Source organism: Cupriavidus sp. GW822-FHT06G04 (assembly GCF_058799075.1).
The window spans coordinates 81,410-94,717 of record NZ_JBXALD010000013.1; the positions used below are offsets into that span (position 1 = coordinate 81,410).

Below are 13,308 nucleotides of genomic sequence, written 5' to 3' on the forward strand. Positions count from 1 at the left end.
CCTTACCGACAAGCATTCGACAAGAGACTCGCATGAAGAAAAATTCGCTCGACTACTGGGTGGGGCTGTTCGTGGTGTTGGGCTTTGCCGCGCTGCTGTTCCTGGCGCTGAAGGCTGGCAATATGAGCAGCTTCTCGTTCCAGGACACGTATGCCGTCACCGCGCAGTTCGACAATATTGGCGGACTGAAACCGCGCGCGCCCGTGAAGAGCGCCGGTGTGGTGGTCGGCCGCGTGGCATCGATCAATTTCGATGACAAGCAGTACTTGGCCACGGTGACGTTGAACCTGGAAAAGCGCTATCAGTTTCCCAAGGACACGTCGGCCAAGATCCTGACTTCGGGTTTGCTCGGCGAGCAGTACATCGGCCTGGAAGCCGGCGGCGACGACAAGATGCTGGCGCAGGGCAGCAAAATCACGATGACGCAATCGGCTGTCGTGCTGGAAAACCTGATCGGCCAGTTCCTCTATAACAAGGCGGCCGATGCGGGCGCCAGCGGCGGCGCGTCGTCTTCCCAATCTTCGTCTTCTTCTTCGTCGAATACGTCCGGTTCGGGGGCGGCCGCATTGCCGGCCGCGCCAGGCATGGGCGGCAACAAATGATTGCATTCTCTCGCTTGATCGCGGCGTCGGGGGCCGCGCTTGTCCTGGCCGGTTGCGCCACCGGACCGAACGCCAATCCGGCGGATCCGCTGGAGCCGTTCAACCGGGGTGTCTCGACGTTCAACGACAATCTCGATAAATACGCGCTGAAGCCGGTGGCCGAGGGCTATCAGGACTATGTGCCGTCGCCGGTGCGCACCGCGGTTGGCAACTTCTTCTCGAACGTCAGCGATGTTTACTCGGCCGCCAACAACCTGCTGCAGGGCAAGCCCTCGCGCGCGGCCGAGGATACGATGCGCGTGGCGATCAACAGCGTGCTCGGTATCGGCGGGCTGATCGACATTGCCACGCCCGCCGGCCTGCCGAAGTACAAGGAGGATTTCGGCCAGACGCTGGGCGTGTGGGGCATGCCGTCCGGACCGTACCTGGTCCTGCCGCTGTTCGGCCCGAGCAGCGTGCGCGATGCGTCGGGCATGGTAGTCGACCGCTTCATGGACCCGACCAGCTATATCTCGCCGTGGTACGCCGGTCTTTCGCTGTCCGCGGTTCGTGTCGTCGATGGTCGTGCGCAACTGCTTGGCGCGTCGAACCTGATCGAAGCGGCGGCGCTGGACAAGTACGCTTTCCTGCGCGATTCGTATCTCCAGCGTCGCCAGTACTTGATCCACGATGGCAATCCGCCGTCGCAGGACGATGACGACGCACCGCCGACCAAGGATCCGAAGGACGATGGCGCGGCGCCGCCGGCCGCGCCAAAAGCTGGCTGAGGCCCGTTGGGCAAGCTGGTCAAGGTCTTGCGGCGGCTGTGAGCGCGCTGTGAGGCCTGAAACAAAGTGTTTGAAAGTGGCGTTTGTTTCATCTCGGCATGCCACGTCATGCCGGCGCCTGTGTTTCAATATTTTCCGATGCTGGCGCTGCGCCGCTGTATTGGATGGGCCAGATAGCGGGGCTTGCCTCGGACATCGCCCGGAATGGAAAAGGACATAACCGATATGCTTAAGCGACTGCTGCTTCCCTTTCTCACCGTTTTCGCCTTCGCGGGCGCCGCGCAGGCGCAGCAGGCCGACGCCACCTCGCCCGATGCGCTGGTGAAATCCGTGGTCAGCGATGTGATGGCCACCGTCAAGAGCGACAAGGACATGCAGGCCGGCAACGTCGGCAAGATCACCCAACTGGTTGAACAGAAGATCCTGCCGCACGCCAACTTCACCAAGACCACGCAGATCGCGATGGGGCGCAATTGGTCGAAGGCTTCGCCGGAACAGCAGAAGGTCATCACCGACGAATTCAAGACGCTGCTGATCCGCACCTACGCCGGCGCGATTGCGCAGATCCGCGACCAGCAGGTGCAGTTCCGCCCGTATCGCGGCACGGCTGACGATACCGATGCCACGATCCGCACGCAGGTGATCAACAAGGGCGAGCCGATTCAGCTCGACTACCGCCTGGAAAAGACCGCGCAAGGCTGGAAGGTCTATGACATTAACGTGCTGGGCGCGTGGCTGACCGAGGCGTACAAGGGCAGCTTCAATACGATCGCCACCCAGCAGGGCGTGGACGGCATCATCAAGACGCTGCAGGACCGCAATCGTCAGCTGGCCAACGCCAAGAGCTGATCGGCAAATTGGCCGGATGCCGATTGCACTGCAGCAAAGCGATCTGATCTGGTCTACAATGCCAACGCGCTCCCGCCATCGGGCGGGAGTTTTTATTTCCATCTCACGCACACCGCCTCCGTTCCCATGCCTGCCCTCGGCACCTCGCTGACCAACCGCAACGCCGCAGCCGTGCTGCGCGACGGGTTGTCGCGCGTGCAGCAGGGCGATGTCACGGTGGACTGCAGCGCGCTGACGCAGATCGATTCGGCGGCCGTGGCAGTCCTGCTGGCGTGGCAGCGTGCCGCGGCGCAACGCGGTCAAGCGCTGGCGCTTGCCGGCGTCACGCCGCAGTTGCGCTCGCTGGCGAGCCTCTACGGCGTGGAAGGCCTGCTCGGCCTGACGCCTGCCGCTGCCTACCCGGAATCCCACCACCACCGACATTGAACCGGCATCCGTCGCCGTGCGCTTTGCCTTTGCGCGCGGCCATGCGATGCCACGGCGTCGGGCCTGGCCCGCGCCGCGCGCCGGTCCGGAGCGGGACTTCCCCCGCATCCCCTATAATTCCGGGTTGTTCGTCCCCAAGTCGCCCCCAAGTGTCCTGACACGATTCGCCAGGTGCTGCGCGGCTAACCCCAAGGGCGCTCCCAACTCCAAGAGAGGCCGCTTTTTCACGCGGACCCGTCACAGACATTCGGCCATGAAAGCCATCGAAATTACCGATGTCCGCAAGCGCTACCGCAATCTGCAGGCGCTCAAGGGCGTCAGTTTCAGCGTCGAGCGGGGCGAATTCTTCGGCCTGCTCGGCCCCAACGGCGCCGGCAAGACCACGCTGATCTCGATCCTCGCGGGGCTGAACCGCGCCGATTCGGGCAGCATCAGCGTGCTGGGTCACGATGTGGTGGACGACTACCGCATGGCGCGCCGCATGCTGGGCGTGGTGCCGCAGGAACTGGTGTTCGATCCGTTCTTCACCGTGCGCGAGACGCTGCGCCTGCAGTCCGGCTATTTCGGCCTGACGCGCAATGACGACTGGATCGACGAGATCATGGCCAACCTCGATCTCACCAACAAGGCCGACAGCAACATGCGCCAGCTGTCCGGCGGCATGAAGCGTCGCGTGCTGGTGGCGCAGGCGCTGGTGCATCGTCCGCCGGTCATCGTGCTCGACGAGCCGACCGCCGGCGTCGATGTGGAACTGCGCCAGACGCTCTGGAAGTTCATCTCGCGCCTGAATCGCGAGGGGCACACGATCATCCTGACCACCCACTACCTGGAAGAAGCCGAGTCGCTGTGCGATCGCATCGCGATGCTCAAGTTCGGCGAAGTGGTGGCGCTGGACCGCACCAGCAGCCTGTTGAACCAGTTTGCCGGATTGCAGCTCGTGCTGACGCTGTCGCGCGGCGTCCTGCCCGCCGAACTGGAGGCGCTGCGCACCCCGAGCAGCCCCGGCGAGCGCGCGCACCGCCTGCGCCTGTCGGGCTACGAGGCGGTCGAGCCGATCCTGGCCGCCTTGCGCGCGGCCGGCTGCGAGATCGAGGACATGGAAATCAACAAGGCCGATCTCGAAGACGTGTTCGTGCAGATCATGCGTCGCGAAGGCCAGATGCCCGGCAGCATGCCGAACAGCGCCATGGAGGCAGCGGCATGAAGAACCCGGTGGATATCGAAGTGGCCCAGCAGCGCGAGCTCGAACAGCAACGCCTGCAATCGATGGCCGTGGGTGGCCTGGTCGGTTTCCGCACGCTGCTCTACAAGGAAGTCCTGCGTTTCTGGAAGGTGTCTTTCCAGACCGTGGCGGCGCCGGTGCTGACCGCCGTGCTGTACCTGCTGATCTTCGGCCATGTGCTGGAAGACCGCGTGCGCGTCTATGACCAGATCAGCTACACCGCGTTCCTGGTGCCGGGCCTGGTGATGATGAGCGTGCTGCAGAACGCTTTCGCCAACAGTTCGTCGTCGCTGATCCAGTCCAAGATCACGGGCAATCTGGTGTTTATCCTGTTGCCGCCGCTGTCGCACTGGGAGATGTTCGGCGCGTACGTGGTGGCGTCGGTGGTCCGCGGGCTGTGCGTGGGGCTTGGTGTGCTGCTGGTGACGGCGTGGTTTGCCCACCTGCATTTCGCGCATCCGTTGTGGATTCTCGTGTTCGGCGTGGCGGGCGCCGGCATCCTCGGCACGCTCGGGCTGATCGCCGGGATCTGGGCCGAGAAATTCGACCAGCTCGCCGCGTTCCAGAATTTCCTGATCATGCCGGCGACGTTCCTGTCCGGCGTGTTCTATTCGATCCATTCGCTGCCGCCATTCTGGCAGGCCGTCTCGCACGCCAATCCGTTCTTCTACATGATCGACGGTTTCCGCTACGGCTTTTTCGGCGTATCCGACGTGCCGCCGCTGCACAGCCTGGCGGTGGTCGTCGTGGCCTTCGTGGTGCTGGCGGCGCTGGCGCTGCGGCTGCTGCGCAAGGGCTACAAGCTGCGGCACTGAGCGGCCGTAATCACCGATTTCAAGAGAGACAGACATGCTGCCTACCCCGGAACAAGTCAGGGACTACATTGCCCAAGGATTGCCCTGCGAACATCTGCAAGTGGAAGGCGACGGCCAGCACTTCTTCGCGACGATCGTCAGCGCGGAATTCGACGGCAAGCGCCTGATCCAGCGTCACCAGCGCGTGTATGCAGCCCTGGGCGACCGCATGCGCGCCGAGATCCATGCGTTGTCGATGAAGACATTGACGCCCGCCGAGTGGCAGGCCGACGCAGGCAAATAAGCGGTATCGCCGCATCACGACAATGACCGGCCGGGCGTGACCCGTCCGGCTAACAAGACAAGACATGGACAAATTCCAGATCCAGGGCAACGGGCCGCTCAAGGGCGAAATCCGCGTATCGGGCGCCAAGAACGCCGCGTTGCCCATCCTGTGCGCCGGCCTGCTGACCGCGGACACCGTGACCATCAGCAACGTGCCCGACCTGCAGGACACGCGGACCATGCTCAAGCTGCTGCGCCAGATGGGCATGCAGGCCGACATGGTCGACGGCGTAGCGACGCTGAACGGCGCGGACATCAACTCGCCGGAAGCGTCGTACGACCTGGTGAAGACCATGCGTGCGTCGATCCTGGTGCTGGGCCCGCTGGTGGCGCGCTTCGGTGAGGCGCGCGTGTCGCTGCCCGGCGGCTGCGGCATCGGCGCGCGCCCGGTCGACCAGCACATCAAGGGCCTGCAGGCGATGGGCGCCGAGATCACGATCGAGCATGGCTTCATCCACGCGCGCGCCAGCCGCCTGAAGGGCGCCCGCGTGGTGACGGACATGATCACCGTGACCGGCACGGAAAACCTGCTGATGGCGGCTACGCTGGCCGACGGCGAGACCGTGCTCGAAAACGCCGCGCGCGAGCCCGAGGTCACCGACCTGGCCGAGCTGCTGGTGAAGATGGGCGCGAAGATCGACGGCATCGGCACGGATCGCCTGGTGGTGCAGGGCGTCGAACGTCTGCATGGCGCCGAGCACCGCGTGGTGGCCGACCGCATCGAAGCTGGCACGTTCCTGTGCGCGGCTGCCGCAACGCTCGGCGACATCGTGCTGCGCGACATCCCGCCGCTGATTCTCGATGCGGTGCTGATCAAGCTGCGCGAGGCCGGCGCCACGGTGGAAACCGGCGACGACTGGATCCGCCTGGCAATGCCCCGGCGAGCGCAATCGGTCAGCTTCCGCACGTCGGAGTACCCTGCATTCCCGACCGACATGCAGGCGCAGTTCATGACGCTGAACGCCGTGGCCGACGGCACTGCCCGCATCACCGAAACGATTTTCGAAAACCGTTTCATGCACGTGCAGGAACTGAACCGCCTGGGCGCCAATATCACGGCAGAGGGCAACACGGCCGTGGTGATCGGCGTGCCGCGGCTGTCCGGCGCCAATGTCATGGCCACAGACCTGCGCGCGTCGGCGAGTCTGGTGATCGCGGGCCTGGTGGCCGAAGGCGAAACCATGATCGAGCGCATCTATCACCTGGACCGCGGTTACGACCGCATGGAAGACAAGTTGTCGGCCGTCGGCGCCAAGATCCGCCGCATCAGCTAAGCCCGACACCGTCGCCCCGAATCCGCACAGAGCCATCTATGAGCCCCGCCTTCAATGCATCGCCCGACCAGCTGACGCTGGCGCTGTCCAAGGGCCGCATCTTTACCGAAACCATGCCGCTGCTGGCCGCCGCCGGCATCCATGTGACCGAGGATCCGGAAACCTCGCGCAAGCTGATCCTGCCGACGTCAGATCCGGCCGTGCGCGTGATCATCGTGCGCGCGTCCGACGTGCCGACCTACGTGCAATACGGCGCCGCCGATTTTGGCGTGGCCGGCAAGGATGTGCTGATGGAGCACGGCATGACGGGGCTGTATGCGCCGATCGACCTGAACATCGCGCGCTGCCGGATGTCGGTGGCCGTGCCCGCGGGTTTCGATTATGTGAATGCTGTGCGCCAGGGCGCGCGCCTGGCGGTGGCAACCAAGTACGTGCAAACCGCGCGTGAACATTTCGCCAAGAAGGGCGTGCACGTCGACCTGATCAAGCTGTACGGATCGATGGAACTGGGACCGCTGGTCGGCCTGTCCGACGCGATCGTCGATCTGGTCAGCACGGGCGGCACGTTGCGCGCCAACAATCTTGTCGAGGTGGAAGAAATCGCGCAGATCTCGTCGCGACTGGTGGTCAACCAGGCCGCGCTCAAGCTCAAGCGCGAGCGGCTGGCGCCAATTCTCGATGCATTTGAACGGGCCTCGGCGGCACTCGCCTGAGGTAGTCACACGAAAAGACCGGGGACCCGCGAGGAAACGTAGTCATGAACGAAACCGATATGGACAACCTGTCGATCCGCCGGCTGGACTCGGCCGAGCCGGGTTTTGCCGATGCGCTGCGTCAGGTGCTGGCCTTCGAGGCATCGGAAGACGAGGCGATCGATCGTGCCGCGGCCGATATCCTGGCCGACGTGCGCAAGCGCGGCGACGACGCCGTGCTGGAATACACGCGACGATTCGACCGCGTGGAGGCCGCCTCGATGGGCGCGCTGGAACTCACGCAAGCGCAGCTCGATGCCGCGCTCGAGGAGCTGGAGCCCAAGCGCCGCGCCGCGCTGGAAGCCGCTGCTGCGCGCGTGCGCGCTTATCACGAGAAGCAGAAGATCGAATGCGGCAGTCATAGCTGGGAATACACCGAGGCCGACGGCACGATGCTGGGCCAGAAGGTGACGCCGCTGGACCGCGTCGGCCTGTACGTGCCGGGCGGCAAGGCCGCGTATCCGTCTTCGGTGCTGATGAACGCGATCCCGGCGCGCGTGGCGGGCGTCAAGGAAGTGATCATGGTCGTGCCCACGCCCGGCGGCGTGCGTAACGAATTGGTGCTGGCCGCCGCGCAGATCGCCGGCGTCGATCGCGTGTTCACGATCGGCGGCGCGCAGGCGGTGGGTGCGCTGGCGTATGGCACGGCGACGCTGCCGCAAGTCGACAAGATCGTTGGTCCGGGCAATGCCTATGTGGCCGCCGCAAAGCGTCGCGTGTTCGGCACGGTCGGCATCGACATGATCGCCGGGCCGTCCGAGATCCTGGTGATCTGCGATGGCACGACCGACCCGGATTGGGTCGCGATGGACCTGTTCTCGCAAGCGGAGCACGACGAGCTGGCGCAGTCGATCCTGTTGTGCCCCGACGCGGGATATCTCGCGCGCGTGGAAGAAAGCATCCAGCGCCAGTTGCCTACGATGCCGCGCCGCGAAGTCATTGCGGCCTCGCTGTCCGGCCGCGGCGCGCTGATCAAGGTGCGCGACATGGACGAGGCTTGCGAGATCGCGAATGCGATCGCGCCCGAGCATCTCGAGATTTCCGCGGAAAATCCGCGCCAGTGGAGCGAGCGGATCCGCCACGCCGGTGCCATTTTCCTGGGTCGCTACACCAGCGAATCGCTGGGCGACTATTGCGCGGGCCCGAATCACGTTCTCCCGACGTCCCGCACCGCGCGTTTCTCGTCGCCGCTGGGCGTGTATGACTTCCAGAAGCGTTCGAGCCTGATTGAAGTCAGCGAGGGCGGCGCGCAGATGCTGGGCCAGATTGCCGCCGAACTGGCATATGGCGAAGGGCTGCAGGCCCATGCCCGCAGTGCCGAATACCGCTTTAAGCGTTAGGCGAACGTTTTGATGTCGTCCGCCACCCGCGCGACGTCGGCGGGTGGCGGCGGCGCGTGCGGCTGTCATCGACGCGCCGCCGCGTCATCGAGTTGCATCTTGTATCGCGAAAACAGTAAGGACCATTCATGCCAGTCGTAGACCCATCTCTGATCGAACGCATCATCCGTGACGACGTACGCGCCATGGGCGCTTACCACGTGGCCGATTCGCATGGACTGGTGAAACTCGACGCGATGGAGAATCCGTACCGGCTGCCTCCCGAATTGCGCGCGCAACTGGCCGCCCGGCTTGGCGAAGTCGCACTTAATCGTTATCCCGTTCCCAGCAGCGAGGCATTGCGCGCGCGCCTGAAGTCGGTGATGCAGGTGCCCGCCGGGATGGATGTGCTGCTCGGTAACGGTTCGGACGAGATCATCAGCATCCTGGCGTTGGCTGCAGCGCGGCCCGGTGCGAAAGTGCTGGCGCCCGTGCCCGGTTTTGTCATGTACGCGATGTCGGCGCAATTTGCCGGCCTCGAATTCGTGGGTGTGCCGCTGAGCGTCGATTTTTCGCTCGACCGTGCGGCGATGCTGCAGGCGATTGCCGAGCACCAGCCCGCGATCATCTATCTGGCTTATCCGAACAATCCGACCGGCAACCTGTTCGACGCGGCCGACATGGAAGCGATCGTGCGCGCCGCGCAGGGCGAAGTCTGCCGCAGCCTGGTGGTGGTGGACGAGGCGTATCAGCCGTTCGCGCAGGAAAGCTGGATGCCGCGCCTGACCGAATTCGGCAATCTGCTGGTGATGCGCACGGTGTCCAAGCTGGGCCTGGCCGGTATTCGCCTCGGTTATGTGGCCGGCGCGCCCGAATGGCTGTCGCAACTCGACAAGGTGCGCCCGCCGTACAACGTCAACGTGCTGACCGAGGCAACCGCCTTGTTCGCGCTCGAGCATGTCGATGTGCTTGATGACCAGGCGGCGCAATTGCGCGCCGAGCGCTCCGGGCTGGCCGCGGCGATGGCCGCCGCACCGGGCGTGACGGTGTTTCCGAGCGCCGCGAATTTCCTGCTTGTGCGCGTGCCGGATGCGGCACAGACGTTCGACCGTTTGCTGGCGCGGAAGGTATTGATCAAGAACGTGAGTAAAATGCACGCATTGCTGGCCAACTGTCTGCGCGTGACGGTCAGCACCCCCGAAGAAAACGCGCAGTTTCTTGAAGCCTTTAACGCTTCATTGCAGGATTAACCCCACCATGCGTGTTGCAGAGGTCACCCGCAATACTTCGGAAACGCAGATCCGCGTTTCGCTGAATCTCGACGGCACCGGTCGCCAGAAGCTGGCGTCCGGCGTGCCGTTCCTCGACCACATGCTGGACCAGATTGCCCGCCATGGCATGTTCGACCTCGAAGTCGAAGCCACCGGCGACACGCATATCGACGATCACCATACGGTGGAAGACGTCGGTATCACGTTGGGGCAGGCCGTGGCGCGCGCCATCGGCGACAAGAAAGGCATTACCCGCTACGGGCATAGCTACGTGCCGCTTGACGAATGCCTGTCGCGCGTCGTGATCGATTTTTCGGGCCGTCCGGGCCTGGAGTTTCACGTGCCTTTTACGCGCGCGCGCGTTGGCAGCTTCGATGTCGACCTGACGATCGAATTCTTCCGCGGCTTCGTCAATCATGCGGGTGTGACGCTCCATATCGACAATCTGCGTGGCATCAATGCCCATCATCAATGCGAAACGGTGTTCAAGGCCTTTGGCCGCGCGCTGCGCATGGCGGTGGAAATGGATCCGCGCGCGGGTAATCAGATTCCGTCGACCAAGGGGTCTCTCTGAGCGATACTCGTCCACACTGACCTGCGGCACCATTGCAGGCGAGCCGGCTGGTTGCGGCGACGCTCCTGACCACCGACACTCCCGCATCCGATGGATACGCTCAAGTCTTTCATCTCGCTGCTGGCGCTGATCAATCCGATCGGTGCCATTCCGTTCTTTATCAGTCTGACCACGCAGCAGACTGAAGACGAGAAACTGCGGACGATCAAGACTGCGTCCATCGCCGTGGCGATCGTGGTGGGATTGTCGGCATTGCTGGGGCAGCAGATCATCGAGTTCTTCAATATCTCGGTGGCGTCGCTGCAGGTGGGGGGCGGTCTCATCATGATCATGATGGCGATGAACATGCTGAACGCCCAGACTGGCCGCACCAAGGCCACGCCCGAGGAAGAGGACGAGGCCGAGGCAAAGACCAGCGTGGCGGTGGTGCCCCTGGCGCTGCCGTTGCTGACCGGGCCGGGGTCGATCAGTACGGTGATCGTCTATGCGGGAAAGACCCACCACTGGTATGAGCTGTTGATACTGGTGGGAATTGGGATGCTGCTGGGCCTGGTGGTGTACGGAACGTTCCGCGCGGCGGATCCCATCGCGCGGGTGATTGGCCGGACCGGGATCAATATCGGCACGCGTCTGATGGGACTGATCCTGTCGGCGCTGGCCGTCGAATTCATTGTTGACGGGCTGAAGACATTGTTGCCTGTTTTGAAATCATGACTACCATAGCAATTGTGGATTACGGCATGGGCAACCTGCGCTCGGTGGCGCAGGCGCTGCGCGCCGCGGCGCCGGAAGCGGACGTCCAGGTCGTAGACCGGCCGGAAGGCATTCGCGCGGCGGACCGCGTGGTGCTGCCGGGCCAGGGTGCGATGCCAGACTGCATGGGCGCGCTGGGCGAATCGGGGTTGCAGCAGGCTGTGCTGGAAGCCGCGGCAACCAAGCCGATGCTGGGTGTGTGCGTTGGCGAACAGATGTTGTTCGAGCGTAGCCGCGAAGCTCGCGCTGGTTCGGACGCCACGCCCGCCCTGGCGCTGCTGCCTGGCGAGGTGATCCGCTTCGAACTGGACGGGATGACGCAGCCCGATGGCTCGCGCTTCAAGGTGCCGCAGATGGGATGGAACCGCGTGCGCCAGGCGGTGGAGCATCCGCTGTGGAACGGCATTCCGGACGATAGTTGGTTTTATTTTGTGCACAGCTATTATGTGCATGCGCAGAACCGGGCCCATGTTGTCGGCGAAACCGATTATGGCGTCGTGTTTACCAGTGCGGTGGCACGCGATAATATTTTCGCCACGCAGTTCCACCCGGAGAAGAGCGCCAAGATGGGTTTGCAGCTATACCGGAATTTCGTGCACTGGAATCCGTAAAGCGTCCGAAGCACCTGTTACCAGAAGCGCCACAATGACTGTCCAGCGATTCCCTCAGAGCCACCGACCAGACTGCGCACTGCAAATCTGACACGAATGACCTGAACGCCGGCGCCTCGCGTCGGCATCGCTGCCTTTTTCTTTTTTACACAACCACCACGCTCGTTACGCTATGTTGCTCATTCCGGCCATCGACCTGAAGGACGGTCAGTGTGTACGCCTCAAACAAGGCGACATGGACCAGGCCACCGTCTTTTCCGAAGATCCCGCCGCCATGGCACGTCACTGGGTCGATCAGGGCGCGCGTCGCCTGCATCTGGTCGACCTGAACGGCGCATTCGTTGGCAAGCCGCGCAATGAGGCGGCCATCAAGTCGATCATCGCCGAAGTGGGCGACGAGATCCCCGTGCAGCTTGGCGGCGGCATCCGGGACCTGAACACGATCGAGCGCTGGCTCGACGACGGTTTGTCGTACGTGATCATCGGCACGGCCGCCGTCAAGAATCCGGGCTTCCTCAAGGATGCCTGCTCGGCGTTCGGCGGCCACATCATCGTTGGCCTCGACGCCAAGGACGGCAAGGTTGCCACCGACGGCTGGAGCAAGCTCACCGGCCACGAAGTGGCGGATCTGGCACGCAAGTACGAGGATTACGGCGTCGAAGCCATCATCTACACCGACATCGGGCGCGACGGGATGCTCCAGGGCATCAACATCGATGCGACGGTGAAACTGGCCCAGTCGATGTCGATTCCGGTGATCGCCAGCGGCGGCTTGTCCAATCTGGCCGATATCGACCAGCTCTGCGCCGTGGAGCGCGAAGGTGTGGAAGGCGTGATTTGCGGCCGCGCAATTTATTCGGGCGACCTGAACTTCGCGGACGCCCAGGCGCGCGCGGACAAGCTGGGCGCCGAGTAACCGCCGGACGCCGCGCCATAACCAGCCGCACCCGGGCGGGAGGCGGCAGGCAAGGAACCTCATGCTAGCCAAACGTATCATCCCCTGCCTGGACGTGACCAACGGGCGGGTGGTCAAGGGCGTCAATTTCGTCGAGCTGCGCGATGCGGGCGATCCCGTGGAGATCGCGCGTCGTTATGATGAGCAGGGCGCCGATGAAATCACATTCCTGGACATCACCGCTACCAGCGACGGTCGCGACCTGATCCTCCATATCATCGAATCCGTTGCCTCGCAGGTGTTCATTCCGCTGACGGTTGGCGGCGGCGTGCGCGCCGTCGAGGACGTGCGGCGGCTGCTCAATGCCGGCGCCGACAAGATCAGCGTCAATTCGTCGGCCATTGCCAATCCGCAACTGGTGTCGGACGCCACCGGCAAGTATGGCTCCCAGTGCATCGTCGTGGCGATCGACGCCAAGCGCAGTTCGGCGCCGGGCGAGCCGCCGCGCTGGGAAGTGTTCACCCATGGCGGCCGCAAGGCGACCGGCCTGGACGCCGTCGAATGGGCGCGCGAAATGGCGCGGCGCGGTGCGGGGGAAATCCTGCTCACCAGCATGGACCGGGACGGCACGAAAAGCGGTTTCGACCTGGAGCTGACGCGCGCTGTCAGCGATGCCATTCCGGTGCCGGTCATTGCATCGGGCGGCGTAGGGGGCTTGCAGGATCTGGCCGACGGCATTCGCCTGGGGCATGCCGATGCGGTCCTGGCCGCGAGCATTTTCCACTACGGCCAGCACACGGTTGGCGAAGCAAAGGCATTCATGGCCCGCGAGGGCATACCCGTCCGGATGTGAT

16 protein-coding genes are annotated in these 13,308 nt (G+C 63.9%); all 16 read left to right on the forward strand.

Features of this window, described 5'->3' with window-relative positions; translation table 11 throughout:
* Positions 1-32: 32 nt before the first annotated feature.
* The 16 genes from mlaD to hisF all read left to right on the forward strand — a co-directional run bounded on the left by mlaD (position 33) and on the right by hisF (position 13,307).
* Positions 33-602 carry an outer membrane lipid asymmetry maintenance protein MlaD gene (gene mlaD, locus AC1RKI_RS25045; protein ID WP_061956473.1) on the forward strand — a complete coding sequence of 190 codons (570 nt, stop codon included), beginning with the start codon at positions 33-35 and terminating at the stop codon, positions 600-602.
* Positions 599-1,369, forward strand: coding sequence for an MlaA family lipoprotein (locus AC1RKI_RS25050; protein ID WP_061956471.1), 771 nt, complete (start codon positions 599-601; stop codon positions 1,367-1,369). The genes mlaD and AC1RKI_RS25050 overlap by 4 nt, the downstream gene beginning before the upstream one ends.
* 225 nt (positions 1,370-1,594) lie before the next feature.
* A complete protein-coding gene (locus tag AC1RKI_RS25055; protein WP_061956582.1) occupies positions 1,595-2,218 on the forward strand; it encodes an MlaC/ttg2D family ABC transporter substrate-binding protein in 624 nt (207 codons plus the stop codon).
* Positions 2,219-2,344: 126 nt separating this feature from the next.
* A complete protein-coding gene (locus AC1RKI_RS25060) occupies positions 2,345-2,644 on the forward strand; it encodes an STAS domain-containing protein (RefSeq protein ID WP_061956469.1) in 300 nt (99 codons plus the stop codon).
* A gap of 253 nt (positions 2,645-2,897) precedes the next feature.
* Complete coding sequence (locus tag AC1RKI_RS25065; protein ID WP_061956467.1) at positions 2,898-3,848, forward strand: ABC transporter ATP-binding protein; 951 nt, start codon at positions 2,898-2,900, stop codon at positions 3,846-3,848.
* Positions 3,845-4,681: an ABC transporter permease gene (locus AC1RKI_RS25070; protein WP_061956465.1), complete on the forward strand. Its 837-nt coding sequence runs from the start codon at positions 3,845-3,847 to the stop codon at positions 4,679-4,681. The genes AC1RKI_RS25065 and AC1RKI_RS25070 overlap by 4 nt, the downstream gene beginning before the upstream one ends.
* A gap of 34 nt (positions 4,682-4,715) precedes the next feature.
* On the forward strand, positions 4,716-4,964 hold the full coding sequence (locus AC1RKI_RS25075) for a BolA family protein (protein ID WP_061956463.1): 249 nt from the start codon (positions 4,716-4,718) through the stop codon (positions 4,962-4,964).
* 64 nt (positions 4,965-5,028) lie between these two features.
* Complete coding sequence (gene murA / locus AC1RKI_RS25080; RefSeq protein ID WP_061956461.1) at positions 5,029-6,279, forward strand: UDP-N-acetylglucosamine 1-carboxyvinyltransferase; 1,251 nt, start codon at positions 5,029-5,031, stop codon at positions 6,277-6,279.
* A gap of 38 nt (positions 6,280-6,317) precedes the next feature.
* Positions 6,318-6,992 (forward strand): ATP phosphoribosyltransferase, encoded by a 675-nt coding sequence (hisG, locus tag AC1RKI_RS25085; protein ID WP_061956459.1) that lies wholly within the window; start codon positions 6,318-6,320, stop codon positions 6,990-6,992.
* A 44-nt stretch (positions 6,993-7,036) separates the two neighbouring features.
* Positions 7,037-8,371, forward strand: a complete 1,335-nt coding sequence (hisD, locus tag AC1RKI_RS25090; protein ID WP_061956457.1) for a histidinol dehydrogenase — start codon at positions 7,037-7,039, stop codon at positions 8,369-8,371.
* A gap of 128 nt (positions 8,372-8,499) precedes the next feature.
* Positions 8,500-9,600 (forward strand): histidinol-phosphate transaminase, encoded by a 1,101-nt coding sequence (hisC, locus tag AC1RKI_RS25095; RefSeq protein ID WP_492797994.1) that lies wholly within the window; start codon positions 8,500-8,502, stop codon positions 9,598-9,600.
* Positions 9,601-9,607: 7 nt separating this feature from the next.
* Positions 9,608-10,195, forward strand: coding sequence for an imidazoleglycerol-phosphate dehydratase HisB (gene hisB / locus AC1RKI_RS25100; protein ID WP_061956453.1), 588 nt, complete (start codon positions 9,608-9,610; stop codon positions 10,193-10,195).
* Positions 10,196-10,285: 90 nt separating this feature from the next.
* Positions 10,286-10,909 carry a YchE family NAAT transporter gene (locus AC1RKI_RS25105; RefSeq protein ID WP_061956451.1) on the forward strand — a complete coding sequence of 208 codons (624 nt, stop codon included), beginning with the start codon at positions 10,286-10,288 and terminating at the stop codon, positions 10,907-10,909.
* Entirely contained in the window at positions 10,906-11,559 is a 654-nt protein-coding gene (gene hisH, locus AC1RKI_RS25110; RefSeq protein ID WP_061956449.1) for an imidazole glycerol phosphate synthase subunit HisH, read from the forward strand. Before AC1RKI_RS25105 ends, hisH begins: the two co-directional genes overlap by 4 nt.
* 172 nt (positions 11,560-11,731) lie before the next feature.
* Positions 11,732-12,475, forward strand: a complete 744-nt coding sequence (hisA, locus tag AC1RKI_RS25115) for a 1-(5-phosphoribosyl)-5-[(5-phosphoribosylamino)methylideneamino]imidazole-4-carboxamide isomerase (protein ID WP_061956447.1) — start codon at positions 11,732-11,734, stop codon at positions 12,473-12,475.
* 61 nt (positions 12,476-12,536) lie between these two features.
* A complete protein-coding gene (gene hisF, locus AC1RKI_RS25120) occupies positions 12,537-13,307 on the forward strand; it encodes an imidazole glycerol phosphate synthase subunit HisF (RefSeq protein ID WP_492797991.1) in 771 nt (256 codons plus the stop codon).
* Position 13,308: the final 1 nt, after the last annotated feature.